The organism is Actinoplanes sp. NPDC051861, from assembly GCF_040681145.1.
Classification (GTDB): Bacteria; Actinomycetota; Actinomycetes; order Mycobacteriales; family Micromonosporaceae; genus Actinoplanes.
This window is the reverse complement of the sequence record NZ_JBFAYE010000016.1, coordinates 16243-30685: the sequence shown is the minus strand read 5'-3', so window position 1 is coordinate 30685 and position 14443 is coordinate 16243. Positions and strand designations below refer to the sequence as shown.

12 protein-coding genes are annotated in these 14443 nt (G+C 72.6%); 4 read left to right on the top strand and 8 right to left on the bottom strand.

What is annotated here, in order from left to right; genetic code table 11:
• Positions 1–224: 224 nt before the first annotated feature.
• A complete protein-coding gene (locus tag AB0M02_RS32290; RefSeq protein WP_364234116.1) occupies positions 225–1820 on the top strand; it encodes an FGGY-family carbohydrate kinase in 1596 nt (531 codons plus the stop codon).
• Here AB0M02_RS32290 and AB0M02_RS32285 read toward each other — a convergent pair.
• On the bottom strand, positions 1817–2479 hold the full coding sequence (locus tag AB0M02_RS32285) for a VOC family protein (protein WP_364233752.1): 663 nt from the start codon (positions 2477–2479) through the stop codon (positions 1817–1819). The genes AB0M02_RS32290 and AB0M02_RS32285 overlap by 4 nt on opposite strands.
• A gap of 97 nt (positions 2480–2576) precedes the next feature.
• On the opposite strand from AB0M02_RS32285, the gene AB0M02_RS32280 reads away from it, so the two are divergent.
• Positions 2577–3224, top strand: coding sequence for a ThuA domain-containing protein (locus AB0M02_RS32280; RefSeq protein WP_364233751.1), 648 nt, complete (start codon positions 2577–2579; stop codon positions 3222–3224).
• Positions 3225–3250: 26 nt separating this feature from the next.
• Here the strand turns inward: AB0M02_RS32280 and AB0M02_RS32275 are convergent, their stop codons facing one another.
• The 3 genes from AB0M02_RS32275 to AB0M02_RS32265 are packed head-to-tail and all read right to left on the bottom strand — an operon-like array spanning position 3251 to position 5022.
• Positions 3251–3880, bottom strand: coding sequence for a GPP34 family phosphoprotein (locus AB0M02_RS32275; RefSeq protein WP_364233750.1), 630 nt, complete (start codon positions 3878–3880; stop codon positions 3251–3253).
• A 1-nt stretch (position 3881) separates the two neighbouring features.
• Positions 3882–4106 carry a hypothetical protein gene (locus AB0M02_RS32270; RefSeq protein ID WP_364233748.1) on the bottom strand — a complete coding sequence of 75 codons (225 nt, stop codon included), beginning with the start codon at positions 4104–4106 and terminating at the stop codon, positions 3882–3884.
• Positions 4107–4110: 4 nt separating this feature from the next.
• A complete protein-coding gene (locus AB0M02_RS32265) occupies positions 4111–5022 on the bottom strand; it encodes an SPFH domain-containing protein (RefSeq protein ID WP_364233746.1) in 912 nt (303 codons plus the stop codon).
• A gap of 91 nt (positions 5023–5113) precedes the next feature.
• On the opposite strand from AB0M02_RS32265, the gene AB0M02_RS32260 reads away from it, so the two are divergent.
• Together AB0M02_RS32260 and AB0M02_RS32255 are read left to right on the top strand one after the other, a co-directional pair.
• Entirely contained in the window at positions 5114–8278 is a 3165-nt protein-coding gene (locus AB0M02_RS32260; RefSeq protein WP_364233744.1) for a chemotaxis protein CheB, read from the top strand.
• Between the two features lie 36 nt (positions 8279–8314).
• Positions 8315–9574, top strand: a complete 1260-nt coding sequence (locus AB0M02_RS32255; RefSeq protein WP_364233742.1) for a hypothetical protein — start codon at positions 8315–8317, stop codon at positions 9572–9574.
• Here AB0M02_RS32255 and AB0M02_RS32250 read toward each other — a convergent pair.
• From AB0M02_RS32250 to AB0M02_RS32235, 4 genes are read right to left on the bottom strand one after another with little or no spacing between them, the layout of a single operon-like run.
• Positions 9571–10002 carry a MarR family transcriptional regulator gene (locus tag AB0M02_RS32250; RefSeq protein WP_364233740.1) on the bottom strand — a complete coding sequence of 144 codons (432 nt, stop codon included), beginning with the start codon at positions 10000–10002 and terminating at the stop codon, positions 9571–9573. The genes AB0M02_RS32255 and AB0M02_RS32250 overlap by 4 nt on opposite strands.
• A 4-nt stretch (positions 10003–10006) precedes the next feature.
• Positions 10007–11398, bottom strand: coding sequence for a hypothetical protein (locus AB0M02_RS32245; protein ID WP_364233739.1), 1392 nt, complete (start codon positions 11396–11398; stop codon positions 10007–10009).
• Positions 11395–13320, bottom strand: coding sequence for a dynamin family protein (locus AB0M02_RS32240; protein ID WP_364233736.1), 1926 nt, complete (start codon positions 13318–13320; stop codon positions 11395–11397). Before AB0M02_RS32240 ends, AB0M02_RS32245 begins: the two co-directional genes overlap by 4 nt.
• A gap of 57 nt (positions 13321–13377) precedes the next feature.
• Positions 13378–14268 (bottom strand): IniB N-terminal domain-containing protein, encoded by an 891-nt coding sequence (locus tag AB0M02_RS32235; RefSeq protein ID WP_364233733.1) that lies wholly within the window; start codon positions 14266–14268, stop codon positions 13378–13380.
• Positions 14269–14443 lie beyond the last annotated feature (175 nt).

Below are 14443 nucleotides of genomic sequence, written 5' to 3'. Positions count from 1 at the left end.
GCGGCGACCGGGCCGTCCAGCGGATTTCGGCGCCGTTACCGGTTCCTTTCCCCGGAGCGCATGCGCACGCTACCCTGAGCCCCTGCCTTCACCGGAGCCAACTCGACCGCCCTCCGCCGACGATCAAGCGGGTTGAACTGGCACTATGCCGGAGGACGGGCGAAACACCCGGCGATAGTGAACGTTAACAACCAGCAGCTGAACTCGAGGAGCAAACGGTGACGATGTCCGACGCTGACGTACGCGCGGCGATTGAACAGGGCCGCACCGCACTGGGCATCGAGCTGGGCTCGACCCGGATCAAGGCCGTCCTGACCGGCCCCGATCACGCCGTTGTCGCCGCCGGGACGCACGACTGGGAGAACCAGTTCGTCGACCGTGTCTGGACCTACTCGCTGGACGCCGTCTGGGCGGGCCTACGGGAGGCGTTCGCCGGTGTCGCCGCCGACGTCCACCGGCGGTACGGCGTCGAGCTCACCACCACCGGCGCGCTCGGCGTGTCCGCGATGATGCACGGCTACCTGGCCTTCGACGCCGGCGGCGAGCTGCTGACCCCGTTCCGGACCTGGCGCAACACGAACACCGGGGCCGCCTCCGAGAAACTCAGCGAGGTCTTCGGCCACAACATCCCGCACCGCTGGAGCGCCGCACACCTCTACCAGGCCGTCCTCAACAACGAGGACCACCTGCCGCGCCTCGCCCACCTGACCACGCTGGCCGGTTACGTGCACTGGCAGCTCACCGGCGAGAAGGTCCTCGGTGTCGGCGACGCGAGCGGCATGGTCCCGATCGACTCGGCCACCGGTGACTTCCACAGCCGGGTGCTCGGGCAGTTCGACGACCTGATCGCCGAGCACGGCCTGACGTTCAAGGTCCGTGAGCTGCTCCCGGCGGTGCGCGCCGCCGGTGAGCCCGCCGGTTCGCTGACCGAGGCCGGTGCCGCGCTGCTCGACCCGACCGGCACGCTGCGGCCGGGGATCCCGCTGTGCCCGCCGGAGGGTGACGCCGGCACCGGCATGGTGGCCACCAACTCGATCGCGCCGCGCACCGGCAACATCAGCGCCGGCACCAGCATCTTCGCGATGATCGTCCTGGAGAACGAGCTGAGCCGGCGGTACTCGGAGATCGACCTGGTCACCACCCCGGCCGGCGATCCGGTCGCGATGGTGCACTGCAACAACGGCGCCAGCGAGCTGAACGCCTGGGCCGGCCTGTTCGCCGAGTTCGCCGCCGCGGCGGGCGTCGAGGTCGACGGGTCCGCGGTCTTCGAGACGCTGTTCCGGGCCGCGCTGCGCGGCGAGCCGGACGGCGGCGGCCTGCTGGCGTTCAACTACCTGTCCGGCGAGCCGATCACCGGGCTGCACGAGGGCCGCCCGCTGTTCCTGCGCTCACCGGACAGCCGGTTCACGCTCGCCAACTTCATGCGCACGCACCTGTTCGCGGCGCTCGCCACGCTGCGGATCGGCATGGAGATCCTGCAGGCCGAGGGGGTACGCCTGGACAGCATGTTCGCGCACGGCGGCCTGTTCAAGACCGAGGGCGTCGCGCAGAACCTGCTCGCCGCGGCCATCCGCACCCCGGTCACGGTGGGTGACACCGCGTCGGAGGGTGGCGCCTGGGGCATCGCCCTGCTGGCCTCTTTCCTGGCCACTCGCAATCCCGATCAGACGCTGGCAGACTTCCTGAACACTACCGTCTTCGCCGGCGCCGAGGTCACCGTCGCCGAACCGGCCCCGGCCGACGCGGACGGTTTCGACGCGTTCCTCAAGCGTTACAAGGCCGCCATTCCGGTCGAGCAGGCGGCCGTCGACAACGTCTAGCAGATCTGGAACTCGTTGCCGTCGGGGTCGGCCATCTCGAGGTGGCCGGCCCGGGTGGCGCCGAGTGCGACCAGCCGTTCGGCACCGGCTCCGGCAATGTCGAGCCGCACCCGTCCCCGCCCGTTCTTCGGCGGCAGCGGCGGCCCGCCCCAGCTGATTTTCATCCCGCCCGACGGCGACTGGATCGCGGTTTCCGCATCCTGGTCCCAGACCAGCGGCCAGCCCAGGACAGCGCTCCAGAAATAGCCGACCTCCCGGCTCCCGTCGCAGGACAGGGCACCGATGAGCCCGCATCCGGCGAGGAAGTCGTTGCCGTACTCGATCACACAGAACTCGTTGCCCTCCGGATCCGCGAGCACCACGTGCTCCTCCTCCGGACGCTGACCGACATCAATGTGCCGCGCTCCCGCCGCGAGCGCCCGCGCCACGGTCCGCTCCTGGTCCCCGGGTGCCGCGCTGGACAGATCGAAGTGCATCCGATTGGGGCCGGCCTTCGGTTCCGCCCGTTCGGTGAACCGCACCGAATACTGTTCCGGGCCGTCGGCCGGCAACGTGACGCCGTCGTCCCCGATCTCGCGCAGCAGCACCGCGCTCCAGAACCGCGCCAGCTCCCGAGGCTTTCCGGCATCGACGCAGATCGCCGTCAACCGAGCATTCATCCGGGGCACGCTAGGCGATTCCGGCGCCGGCCACACCCCAATTCTTACCGTACGCCGGCCGGCGGCGAAGGACGGCGCCGGAAGTATCGTCTGCACCATGAAGGCCCTGATCGTGCGTGGCGGCTGGGACGGCCACGAACCCGTAGCCTGCACCGACCTCTTCCGCGACTTCCTGGAGTCACACGGCTTCACGATCGAGACGGCGGACTCGCTGGACGTCTACGACGACCGCGGCACGCTCGACGCGGCCGGCCTGATCGTCCAGTGCTGGACCCACGGTTCCTTCACCGCCGCCCAGGAGGCCAACCTGGTCGACCGGGTCCACGCCGGCGCCGGTTTCGCCGGCTGGCACGGCGGTGTCCTGGCCGTCGGCTACGAGGCCGCCCGCTACCAGTACATGGTCGGCGGCCGCTTCCTCTTCCACCCCGGCGGCTTCGTCGACCACGTCGTCGACATCGCCGCCGAGCATCCCGTCACCGCCGGGCTGACCAGCTTCCCGGTGCACACCGAGCAGTACTACTGCCATGTCGACCCGGCCCTGAACGTCCTGGCCACCACGACGTTCGCCGGTGTGCCCGAGGCGCCGGAGACCGCCGGAACCGTCATGCCGGTCGCCTGGACCCGCCCGTTCGGCGAGGGCCGCGTCTTCGTCTCCACGCTCGGTCACTCCCCCGCCGACCTGACCCTGCCCCCGACCCGGACCCTCACGGAGCGGGGGCTCCTCTGGGCCGCCGGCCTGCCCTGACCGACAAGTCTGCGGCTCGTCTAAAGCTAGCCGCCGGCCGCCGCGGCGGCCTCGGCCGCGATCTGCTTGCGCAGCGCCGGGCCGACCGGCCCGCTCAGGTCGGTCAGTTCCTGGATGCGGCGCTTGGCGTCCCGCCGGGCCCTCCGGCTGAGGACGACACCGAGTTCACCGGCGGCGACGATGGCCACCAGTGCCGCGTCCGCGAGGTCGACGCGGCCGACCGGGTCCCGGAGTGCGCCGCTGACCCGGCCGAGCAGGTTCTTGCGGACACGCGGGTCGCGCAGGGTCACCCTGGTCGTGGGGAACAGCCCGAGAATCCTGCGGGGCTCGACCCGGATCCAGCCGCCCGCGCTGAGCTGCTCGCGCACCGCGCTGACGGTGGCGCGCTGACCACGGCCGATCCACGACTGCCACTTGCGCGGCCGGGAACTGGCGACCTCCTCGAGGACCGTCGCGAGGACGAGGTCGATGCCGGGGCGCCGGTCCGCGGCGGCGGGGCGGCCGTTCTCGTCGGTGAGGCGGCCGTCGAGGTAGAGATCGGCGAGGGCCGCGGCGCGAACCATGGCGCCGAGGTTCGTGCCCACGCGGAACCGCCCCTTCTCGGGGTCGTAGGCCAGCAGGAACACCCGCTGGGGAAGACTGCCGGGCACTTCCACGTCATTCTCCTTCCGGTTCGGTGGTGGTCTCGTCCGCGCGGGGCCGGCCGGGCCGCCGCATCCGGCTCACTCCTCCGGGCAGGCGGCCGGCGTCGGCGAGTGCCTTGCGCAACAGGTACTCGATCTGGGCGTTGGTGCTGCGCAGCTCGTCCCCGGCCCACCTGGCGAGTGCGTCGTGCACCGCCGGGTCGAGCCGGAGGAGGAGCTGCTTGCGTTCCGCGGCCATGTGCCTAGGAGTAGAGCGTGCCCGCGTTGACGACGGGCTGGGCGTCCCTGTCGCCGCAGAGGACCACGAGGAGGTTGCTGACCATCGCGGCCTTGCGCTCCTCGTCGAGGTCGACGACATGGTTGTCGGCGAGGCGGCCCAGGGCCAGCTCGACCATGCCCACCGCACCCTCGACGATGCGGGTCCGGGCGGCGACGATCGCGTTCGCCTGCTGGCGGCGGAGCATGGCGTGGGCGATCTCCGGCGAATACGCCAACCGGGTCAGCCGTGACTCGATGATCTTCACGCCGGCGGCCGCGACCCGTACCCCGATTTCCTCGGACAGCCGGGCGGTGATCTCGTCGGCGTTGTCACGCAGGGACATCAGGGCGGTGTCGTGCGAATCGTACGGATAACTGTTCGCGATGTGCCGCACCGCGGTCTCGGTCTGGATGGCGACGAACTCGATGAAGTCGTCGACCTCGAAGACGGCGCGGGCGGTGTCCTCCACCTGCCAGACGACGACCGCGGCGATCTCGATGGGATTGCCGTCGGCGTCGTTGACCTTGAGCACGTCGGTCTCGTGGTTGCGGATCCGGGTGGAGACCTTGCGCCGGGCGGTGAGCGGGTTGACCCAGCGCAGCCCGTCGGTGCGGACGGTGCCGATGTAGCGGCCGAGCAGCTGCAGCACGCGCGCCTCGCCGGGCGCGACCGGGGTGAGGCCGGCCAGGGCGGCGAGCGCGGCCAGCACCAGCAGGAGGCTGAGCCCGACCAGGCTCAGCACGGCGGCGTCGCTGTCGCGCTGCAGGCCGACGACGAACGTGACGACGCTGAGGACGAGCACCAGGAGGGACAGGCCGAGAACCGGCCAGCCCGAGACGCCCCGGGCGTTGCGCTCGCGCACCTGCGGCGCGGGCAGGTCGAGGTGTTCGGTCATGGGAGCTCCTTCCCCGTGAGGATGATTTCTCAACACTAGCAAAGTGATATCACTTTTGAAAGACGCGTGGAGCGAGCGGAGAATGCCAGGCATGGAGGATTCCGCGGACCGGCCCGGATTCGACGTCGTCGCGATGGTGGCGTCGGCCGGTGGGCTGGACGCGCTGACGGCGGTGCTGCGCGACCTCCCCGCCGGCCTCGGAGCCGGCGTGCTGGTGCAGCAGCATCTGGGTGGGCGGGCGAGCGTGCTGCCGGAGATCCTCCGGCGCCGCGTGGGCCGCGAGGTCACGTGGGCGGTCGACGGTGCCGCGCTGGCCGTGCCGGGACGGATCACGATCAGCCCGCCGCGCACCTGGGTGGAGGTGATGCCCGACGGCACCTGCGGGCTGCACACGGTCGCGCCCACCGGCGGGCGGCCGCACGACGAGCTGCTGACCTCGCTCGCCGACTCGTTCCGGGAGCGTGCCCTGGCGGTCGTGCTCTCCGGCGCGGGCACCGACGGCGCCGACGGCGTCGCCGCGATGATCGCCGCCGGTGGTGTGGTGATCGCGCAGTCTGAGGACACCGCGGAGTATCCGTCGATGCCGCGCGCCGCCGCCGGCGCCGGCGCCCATCTGGTGCTGCCGCTGCACGAGATCGCCGTCGTCGTCGCCGCCGTGGTCCGCGGCCGCCCGCTGCCCCGACCGCCGGACGAGGTGGAGGCGATCCGCACCACGTTCGGCGAGGGGCACGAGATGAGCCGGCTGGCTCACGCCGTCGACTGGTCCCAGCACATCCTCGGGCCGGTACGCCGATGGCCGCCCGCGCTGCGCGCCGCGGTGCGCCTCGCCGCCGACCTGCCGCACGCGGCGGTGGTCTACGCCGGTGACCGCTATGTGACGCTGTTCAACGAGGGCGCGATCCCGTCTCTGGGCGCCCAGTACGAGGAGGCGTTCGGCCGCCCGATCTTCGAGGGCTGTCCCGACGTCGAGTTCCAGCGCGAGTGGTTCGAACGGGCCCGCGCCGGCGAACCGGTCCTGCTGCCCGTCCAGCCCGTCCCGCACTTCCGGCGCAGGGCGGTGCTGACCCGCGGGTGGTACGACCTGTCCTTCACCGCCGTCCGCGACGAGCACGATGCCGTCGTGGGCCTGTTCGAGAGCGTGTCCGACCGCACCGAGCAGGTCCTCGCCTCCCGCCGGCTCGCCACGCTCAGCGACCTGGCCGCCATCCCGGCCGGGCACGGGCGCCGGGAAGCACTCGAGGCGGCCGTCGCCTGTCTCGCGCGCGCCGAGGACGTGGTGTACGCGACGGCGTACCTCACGACGGCCTCCGGCGACGCGGCGAACCTCGTGGACGCGACCGGCGTCGAGGCCGGCGGCCCGATGGCGCCGCGGCACGTCACGCTGCGCACGGGCACCGCCGGCTGGCCGCTGGGACGGGCCGTCGCCGGCCGGGAGCTCATCGTGGTCGACGACGTCGGCCGCCGGTTCCGCGGCAGTTCCTTCGGCCCGGAGCACCGGGAACCGGAGGCCGCCGCGGTCGTGCCGCTGCGGGACCAGGCCGAGGACCGGGTGGCCGGCGTCCTCGTCCTCGGCGCGGACCCGCTGCTGAGGTTCGACGACCGGTACCGGGAGTTCTTCCGCGCCGCCGGGGAGACGATCGCGGCGAAGGCGGCCGAGTCGCACGCCCGGGAGCGGGAGCGGCACCGGACCGGGCAGCTGGCCGAGCTGGACCGGGCCAAGACCGAGTTCTTCTCCAAGGTCAGCCACGAGTTCCGTACGCCGCTCACCCTCATGCTCGGCCCCCTGGAACAGCTCCTGGACCGGCGCGCCGACCGGATCGCCGAGCACACCGCCGAGCTGGAACTGGTGCGGCGCAACGCCCGGCGCCTGCTGCGAATGGTCGGCACCCTGCTGGACTTCTCGCAGGCGGAGGCGGGCCGGCTGCGCGTGAACTTCGGACCCGTCGACCTGGCCGCGGCGACCATCGAGATCGTCGCGATGTTCCAGAGTGCCGCCGACGCGGCCGGGTTGAAGCTGACCGTCGACGCTCCCCCGCTGCCGGAACCCGTGTGGGTGGACCGCGAGATGTGGGAGAAGATCGTCTCGAACCTGGTGTCCAACGCGCTCAAGTTCACCTGGCAGGGTGGCGTCGAGGTGAGCCTGCGCGCGCAGCCCAAGCACGCCGAGCTGAGCGTCCGCGACACCGGCGCCGGTATTCCCGCGGACGACCAGCCGTACATCTTCCGGCGTTTCCACCGGGTCCGCGACACCGTCGGCCGCACCCACGAGGGCGCCGGAATCGGGCTGGCGCTGGTCGACGAGCTGGTCCGCCGCCACCAGGGCCGGATCCGGTTGTCGAGCCGACCCGGCGCGGGATCCACGTTCACCGTGTGGCTACCGTTCGGCCCGCGGATCGCCGACCCCTCCCGAGACGGCACGGACTCCGCGGCCGGCGACTTCGCCGGCCTGATGGCCGACGAGGCGACGCACTGGGTGGACCGGCCCGCCACGCCGGACGCCGGTGAGACCGCCCGCCGGTCCGCCGGTGCCCGGATCCTGGTCGTCGACGACAACGCCGACATGCGCGACTACCTGAGCAGGCTGCTCGGCGAGACCTGGCAGGTCTTCACGGCCGCCGACGGCGAGCAGGCCCTGCGGCTGATCGCGCGGGAGCGGATCGAGCTCGTCCTCGCCGACGTGCTGATGCCCGGCATGGACGGCTTCGAGCTGTTGCGCCGGATCCGCGCCGACGAGACCACGCCGTGGACCCCGGTCATGCTGGTCACCGCCCGCGCCGGCGAGGAGACGGCGGTCGAGGGCCTGCTCGCCGGCGCCGACGACTACATCGTCAAGCCGTTCTCCGCGCGCGAGCTGGTGGCCCGCGCGGGCGCCCAGATCGAGCTCGGGCGGCTGCGCAGGCTGAGCGAGCGGCGCATCCGCGCGCTGATCGACGCGAGCCGGGACGACGTCTTCCGGATGAGCGCCGACTGGACCGAACTGCGGGAGATCGACGGCACCGGCCGCTCCGACGCGAGCTGGCCCCAGCTCCACGTCCACCCGGACGATCAGGCCGAGGTCACCGCCGCCGTCCAGGAGGCGATCCGGACCCGGTCGGCCTTCGAGCGGGAACACCGGGTACGCCGCGCCGACGGCAGCCTCGGCCGGACTCTGTCCCGGGCCGTGCCCGTGCTCGACGACGACGGCGAGATCATCGAGTGGGTAGGAGTCGCGACCGACATCACCGGCCACCTCCAGAAGCACAGGAAACCTGTATAGTGAACTCCCTCGATGCCCGGGTGGAGGGAGCAACCCATGCGCCGGATCGCCGCCGCCGTCACCGCGCTGACCTGCGCCTTCGTTCTTCTCACCGCGCCACCCGCACAGGCACGCACCGCCGGGAGCTACTCCGGCACCCTCGCCAGCGGCGCCACCTGGATCGCCGACGTGCCGGAGCGGTGGAACCGGACGACCATCCTCTACAGCCACGGGTTCGGCCCGCTCGTCGCGCAGAACGCCCCCGACGCCGCCACCAAGGCCGAGCTCCTCGCGCAGGGCTACACGCTGGCCGGTTCGTCGTATTCCGGGGCGTCCTGGTGGGCCCTCGAGTCCGCCGTGGACGACCAGTTCGCCACCCTGGACGAGGTTGCCGGGATCACCGGCCGCCCGCACCGCGTGATCGCCTGGGGCACCTCGATGGGCGGCCTGGTCAGCGCGCTGGAGGCCGAGGACCGGCGCCGCCGGATCGACGGCGCGCTCACCACCTGCGGCCTGGTCGCCGGTGCGCTCAACCTCAACGAATACCAGCTCTTCGGCGAGTACGCCCTGGCCCACCTTCTCGGCGCCGACGTTCAACTGGTTCGCTACGCCGGCATGGCCGAGGGGGCCGCCGCCGCTCAGGCGCTCTCCACCGCGGTCGCCGCCGCACAGACCACCGCCGCGGGCCGAGCCAGGACGGCGCTGGGTGCCGCCCTGCTGAACGATCCCGGCGGCGCCGCGCTGCCGCTGCAGTTCATCATGCCCGCCCGATACCAGGTCGAACTCGCGGCCGGCGGCAACAGCTCGGCCACCGCGGGCGTCGACTTCGCAGCCCTGCTGCACAGCAGCCCTCGCGCCGCCGAGGTGCGCGCCCTCTACCGCGACGCCGGCCTCGACCTCCGCGCCGACCTGCGAGCACTCACCCGGGACGCGGACATCACCGCCGACCGGCGCGCGATCGCGACCCTGGCCCGCACGTCGACGCCGACCGGCCGCCTCCTCGTCCCGGAACTCAACATCCACACCACCGTCGACCAGCTGGTTCCGGTCGAGCAGGAGAACTGGTACGCACAACGTGTGCACCGGGCCGGCCGCGCCGGCCTCCTGCGCCAGGCCTACGTCGACGGGATCGGCCACTGCGCGTTCCGCCCCGCCGAGTCGATCGCCGCCCTGCACGCCCTCGAACACCGCATCGCCACCGGCCGCTGGGACGCCGTCACCTCACCGGAATCACTCAACGCCGCGGCCGGCGGCCAGGGCCGCTACCTGCACTACCGCCCGGCCCGGCTGGTCGGCGGTCTCGGCGAACCCCGCTAACGCGGCGGCCGGTCCGAGAGTGCGGCCCGGCACTCGACGATGCAGCGCCGCAACTCCTCGGCCTCCGAAGCGCTCAGCGGCCCGAGCATCCGCTCCTCGACCGCCGCCACCTCGTCGCGCAGCCGGTCGAGCAGGGCCGCGCCCTCCCCGGTCAGCCGTAGCACCCGGCGACGGCGGTCCCCCGGGTCGGGCAGGCGCGCGATCAGCCCGCGCTGCTCCAGCACGACCACCATGTCGGCCGCGCTCTGATCCGTGACGAACGCGTTGCGGGCCAGCGCCGCCGTGCTCAGGTCCGACCGGCGTTCCAGCACCGTCAGCGCCGTGTACTGCAGCGGCGTGATCGCCGCCGGCCGCAGCACCTCGTCCAGCCGCGAGCGCACGGCCAGCTCCAGCTGCTTGATCAGATAGAGCAGGGTCGGCCGGGTCACGGGATCAACCTAGATCGTCGAGGATCGCGGTGCAGCTGCGGAGCACCACCTCCGCCGCGCGCCGGCCGCTCGCCGCCGCCGCCGCGGTGGTCTGCTCGTGCCACCGGGCGGCGGCGTCCTCGGCCGCCGGCCACAGCAGCTCGGCCGGGGTGTTCGGCGGCACGCCCAGGCGCTCGCTGTGCGCCTCACCGTCGCCGCCCGCGAGCCTGCGCGCCTCCACCGCCAGCTCGGCGGGTAGCTCGACGCGGCCGGTGCGCAACGCCGCGAGCAGGCGCAATTCCCGGAATTCATGCGCGTTCGCGATCAATCGCTCCCGCTCGGCGCTCAGGTGGCCGGTGGCCGGACCGGCTTCGGTGCGCAGCAGCCGGTCCAGCCCGACGAGCGCGGTCCGGGCCTTCAGCACCGAGCGCCGGGCGGTGAGCAGGTCGCTGACCGAGGCCTGCAACTCGGTCAGCCCGCTGTGCCGGACGAGCTGTTCGCCGAGGTCGGCACGGGTGCGGGCGCCGGTGCGGGCCAGCGTCACGGCGAGCCGGATCCCGCCGAGGCCGAGCCGGTCCAGCAGGGCGGCCCGCTGCTGCGCCGGGACCGGGACCGTGGCGGCGGCGAACCGGTCGGCGGAGAGCAGCATTGCGTCGGCGGCGGGGCGGGGCAGCGCGGCGATGGCGGCGATCGTGGCGAACTCGTCCTCGCGCAGCGTGCGTCCCGCGTACGCCATCTGCCCGGAGACCGCGAGAACGTCCTGGCATAGTGCGGAGAGATCCCGGTCGCGCCGCCTGCGGCGGGCGATGCGCTTGGCGGTGGTCAAGGCGTCGGCCATGCCGCCGGCATTTTCGTCGGCCCGGGAGAGCACAACCATGATGTGTACGGGTAGAGCGATCACCGTCCGCCCCGCCGGCACCTCCCGCAGGGCCGCGAGGTCGTCCTCACCGAGGTGCCGGGCCAGGTGCAGGATCGCGTCCGCCTCCGCGTGCGCCTCGTCCCCGGCCGCCTCCAGCAGGCGGGTGTGCCTCAGCGCCCGGCAGGGCCACTCGACCACCACCGTCCGGGGACCGCTCGCCGCCCCCGCCACCACGTGCCCGCCGCGGGTCCCGCGTTCCAGCAGCGCCACCGACGGCTGCCCGTTCTCCGGGAAGATCCGCGCGATCGGCCGCGGCCCGTCGTGGAACCAGACCGGCACGCCCTCCTCCCGCGCCGGCGCGACATCCTCCCCGATCAGCGCGTTGACCAGGGTCGATCGGCCGGAGCGCGGCAGGCCGGTCAGCGCCACCCGCAGCGGCTCGCCGAGGCGCTCGCGGTGCCGGAGCAGCCACGTCTCCGCGCGCGGGTTGCCGCGGAACACCTGGGCCGCCTGGTCGAGCAGCGTCCGTACCCGATGTTCGAGCCGGTCACCGCTCATGCCGGCGCTTGCAGCAGGGCGAGGGACTGCCGTTGCAGGCCGGCGAGGCGGACGAGTTCCTGCTCGACGCGGCGGGCCCGGGTCTCGCGCTCGGCGGCCTCCTGCTCAGCCTCGGCCTTGGCCGTGCGCAGCGAGTCGACGATCGCGTCCTGCAGGTCCTCGGTCACCACCGTGAAGTGGTCCCGCAGAGCACGCTGCACCCGGCGAATCGAGTCCTTCGCGTCCTTGGCCATCCCGATGTAGATCTCGTCGACGTGACGCTGCACGGCGGCGCGAGCGGTCGCCTGACGGCGCTTGAGCAGCGACTTGCCCTCCTCGTGGATGCTCTTGCCGCCGAACACCACGCCGCCGCCGAGCGAGATCGGGTTGATCAGCGACATCCCGCTGAGGCTGGTGGCCAGGCCGAACATGAGCACCCCGCCGTACGAACCACGCAGCCCCGTGAACAGCTTCTGGCTGATCGTGAACCGTTCCACCGGCGGGGTCTGCAGATCGGTCACCCGGCTCGGCAGCTCGTCGGAGACGGCGGGCACCCACGACGGCAGCACCTCGCCGAGCTCGGGCGGGAACTCGGCGGCCACCGACCGCGCCAGCCACGCCGCCCGCTCGCCCAGCCAGCCCATGCTGGTCCGGGCGGTCTCCACCAGAGAGTCGCGCAGCCAGGGCTCGAACTCCTCCCAGACCCGCCCCGGGTCCTGCTCGGCGAAGACCTCGTCGGAGCGGGCGATCACCGCGCGCGTCCGCTCCCGCAGGTCGTGCTCGATGTCGGACATCAGGTCGGCGACCTCGTCGGCCAGCCGGCTCTGCCAGCGGGTGGTGCACTTGCGCAGCTGGTCCATCCGGCGCTGGGCCTCGAGCAGGCGGGTCTGCGCGCCCGAACCGTCGGTCTCCGCGCGCTGCGCCTCCAGCCTCTCGCGCAGCGGGGCGGCCAGCCGTTCGGTCGCTGCCCGGCCGAGCAGCCCGGCGGCGGCCCGGGCCAGCCGGTCGCGCTTGGCCGCGGTCAGCGCCTGCAGGACGCCGATCAGCTGCGGGTAACCGGACTCGTTGTTGAGCGCCGCGTCGCCGCTCCGCGCGGCGCGGGTGCGCAGCGCCGCCGAGGTCGTCACCATAGTGGCCGGCACGCCGGCCTGGGCCAGCCGCATTCGGCTGCTGTCCACCGCGCGGCGCCAGTGCGGCGCGTAGTCAATCTTGGTGAACGCCACGACCAGGCTCGGGAAGAGCGCTGCCAGATCGGCCAGCAGGGCGATCTCCGGATCGGTCAGCTCACGGGAGGCGTCGCAGACCAGCATCAGCACGTCGGCGTGACCCGCGGTGAGATGCGCGTGGACCTGCTGCAGAGCGTCCGGCAGGGCGCCCGGAAGACCGGGCAGCGGCGGGGTGTCGATCAGCTGGAGGCCGGCGGCCAGCAGCGCCCGGGGCAGGCCGACCTCGGCGTGCATCCGCTCGGCGGCGCCGGCGGGCTGGCCGGCGAGGGCCTCGGCGAGCGCGTCGGTGAGCCGGTCCACCCCGAGCGGGAAGAGATCGTGGATACCCGCCTCCGAGGGCCAGTCGGCACTCGCGGTGTCGCGCCGGATCAGGGCGGCGGTGGGTTCGGCGGTGTGGCGTACGACGGTGGGCACGGCGGTGCCACGGTCGTCACCGGTCACGCAGACCGGGGCATTGATCAGAGCGTTGATAAGCTGGCTCTTGCCCTGTTTGGACGCGCCGGCGACCAGCACCCGCAGGTTCGGGTCGAGCAGCTGGGTCCGGCGCTTCCACAACCAGGTCGCCAGGTCGGGACGGCCGTGTTCCCTGCACGACCGGATGGTCGCGTCGAGGACGTCGAGCCAGAGCATTCCCGGCCCGTCGAGTTCCGTCCGGTCCGGCCGGACGGGGGAGGCCGGACCCGCATACGCCGTGGGTCCGACCTCCCAGCCACTCATCGGGACGTGGTCCTGCCTCTCGCTCGGCCGGGTCCGGCGTCGCCGTCCCGGTGGGGATCAGAAGTGCAGACCGGTGAGCCCGCCGAGCAGGCCGTGATCGGTCTCCGGCGCCGCCTCCGACGAGCCGCCCACCAGCCCGGTCACACCCGAGACCGTGTGGTCGATCGTCGAGGTCGCACCCTCCACGACATTGCCGTCGGGCAGCAGTCCGCCGGTGTGGACCGATCCGACAATCGAAGAGGTTGCCTCCTGGACCCCGGAGACGTCAAGGTCATCGATCCCGACGCCGAGCGACCCGGTAACGCCGGTGACCGTGCCGACGGTGGCGTCCAGAGTGCCGGTGACGCCGGTCAGCGCGTTGACCGTGGTGTCGAGGGTGCCGGTGACACCGGTGCCCGCGATCACCGCCTCCGAGCTGTACGCCACATCCGCACCGGCCTGGTGCACCGTGGCCGAGACCGTGGCGTCCAGGTTGGCCGCCGGGTCGTGCGTGAGATCCAGGCCGCCGACGCCGACGCCGGCCCCGGCGCCCACCTCGGTGTGGCTCAGCAGATCGGTGCTGGTGTTGAGCACCCCGGAGACCAGGTGGTCGGCGGTCACCGTGATGGCACCGGCGGCCGCGATGTTCAGGTCGCCGACCGTGTGCGACGGCAGGCCGCCGACCTGAGCGGTGATCGCCTGCAGGTGCGCCACCGCGCCGGCCACGTCCAGGTGCGCCACGCCCGTGGTCAGGTCGTCGACCGGGGCCAGGCCGTTGAGCGCCTGCGTGTTGCCCAGCGGTGCGTAGTCGAGCACCAGCGGAAGCACGTCCTGCACGTCCGCGGCGGTGACGTCGCCGAGGCCGGCGGCGTCGAGCGTGCCGTGCGGGTCGATCTCGAACGCCGAGCGGGCGTCCGGGTCATAGATCAGGTTGAGGATGAAGTCCTGCAACGTCGGGGACGAATCCATCGGAAAACGAACTCCTCACGGGGTTTGTGTTGTGCCGATCACGCTAGGAGCCCCGGCCGGTCCGGGCATCGGGGTGGATCCCCCTCGATCTCCGATGGGGACGGACCCGTCGCCGTTAGGGGGTTAGGGGATAGGCTGATGCGAATTTGGGGGAAGACCCCCGATGCCCGATCTG

Excerpts from the sequence above, each read along its gene's own strand:
- AB0M02_RS32290 (WP_364234116.1), top strand. The coding sequence starts at position 225 with ATGTCCGACGCTGACGTACGCGCGGCGATTGAACAGGGCCGCACCGCA.
- AB0M02_RS32285 (WP_364233752.1), bottom strand. The coding sequence starts at position 2,479 with ATGAATGCTCGGTTGACGGCGATCTGCGTCGATGCCGGAAAGCCTCGG.
- AB0M02_RS32280 (WP_364233751.1), top strand. The coding sequence starts at position 2,577 with ATGAAGGCCCTGATCGTGCGTGGCGGCTGGGACGGCCACGAACCCGTA.
- AB0M02_RS32270 (WP_364233748.1), bottom strand. The coding sequence starts at position 4,106 with ATGGCCGCGGAACGCAAGCAGCTCCTCCTCCGGCTCGACCCGGCGGTG.
- AB0M02_RS32265 (WP_364233746.1), bottom strand. The coding sequence starts at position 5,022 with ATGACCGAACACCTCGACCTGCCCGCGCCGCAGGTGCGCGAGCGCAAC.
- AB0M02_RS32260 (WP_364233744.1), top strand. The coding sequence starts at position 5,114 with ATGGAGGATTCCGCGGACCGGCCCGGATTCGACGTCGTCGCGATGGTG.
- AB0M02_RS32255 (WP_364233742.1), top strand. The coding sequence starts at position 8,315 with ATGCGCCGGATCGCCGCCGCCGTCACCGCGCTGACCTGCGCCTTCGTT.
- AB0M02_RS32245 (WP_364233739.1), bottom strand. The coding sequence starts at position 11,398 with ATGAGCGGTGACCGGCTCGAACATCGGGTACGGACGCTGCTCGACCAG.
- AB0M02_RS32240 (WP_364233736.1), bottom strand. The coding sequence starts at position 13,320 with ATGAGTGGCTGGGAGGTCGGACCCACGGCGTATGCGGGTCCGGCCTCC.
- AB0M02_RS32235 (WP_364233733.1), bottom strand. The coding sequence starts at position 14,268 with ATGGATTCGTCCCCGACGTTGCAGGACTTCATCCTCAACCTGATCTAT.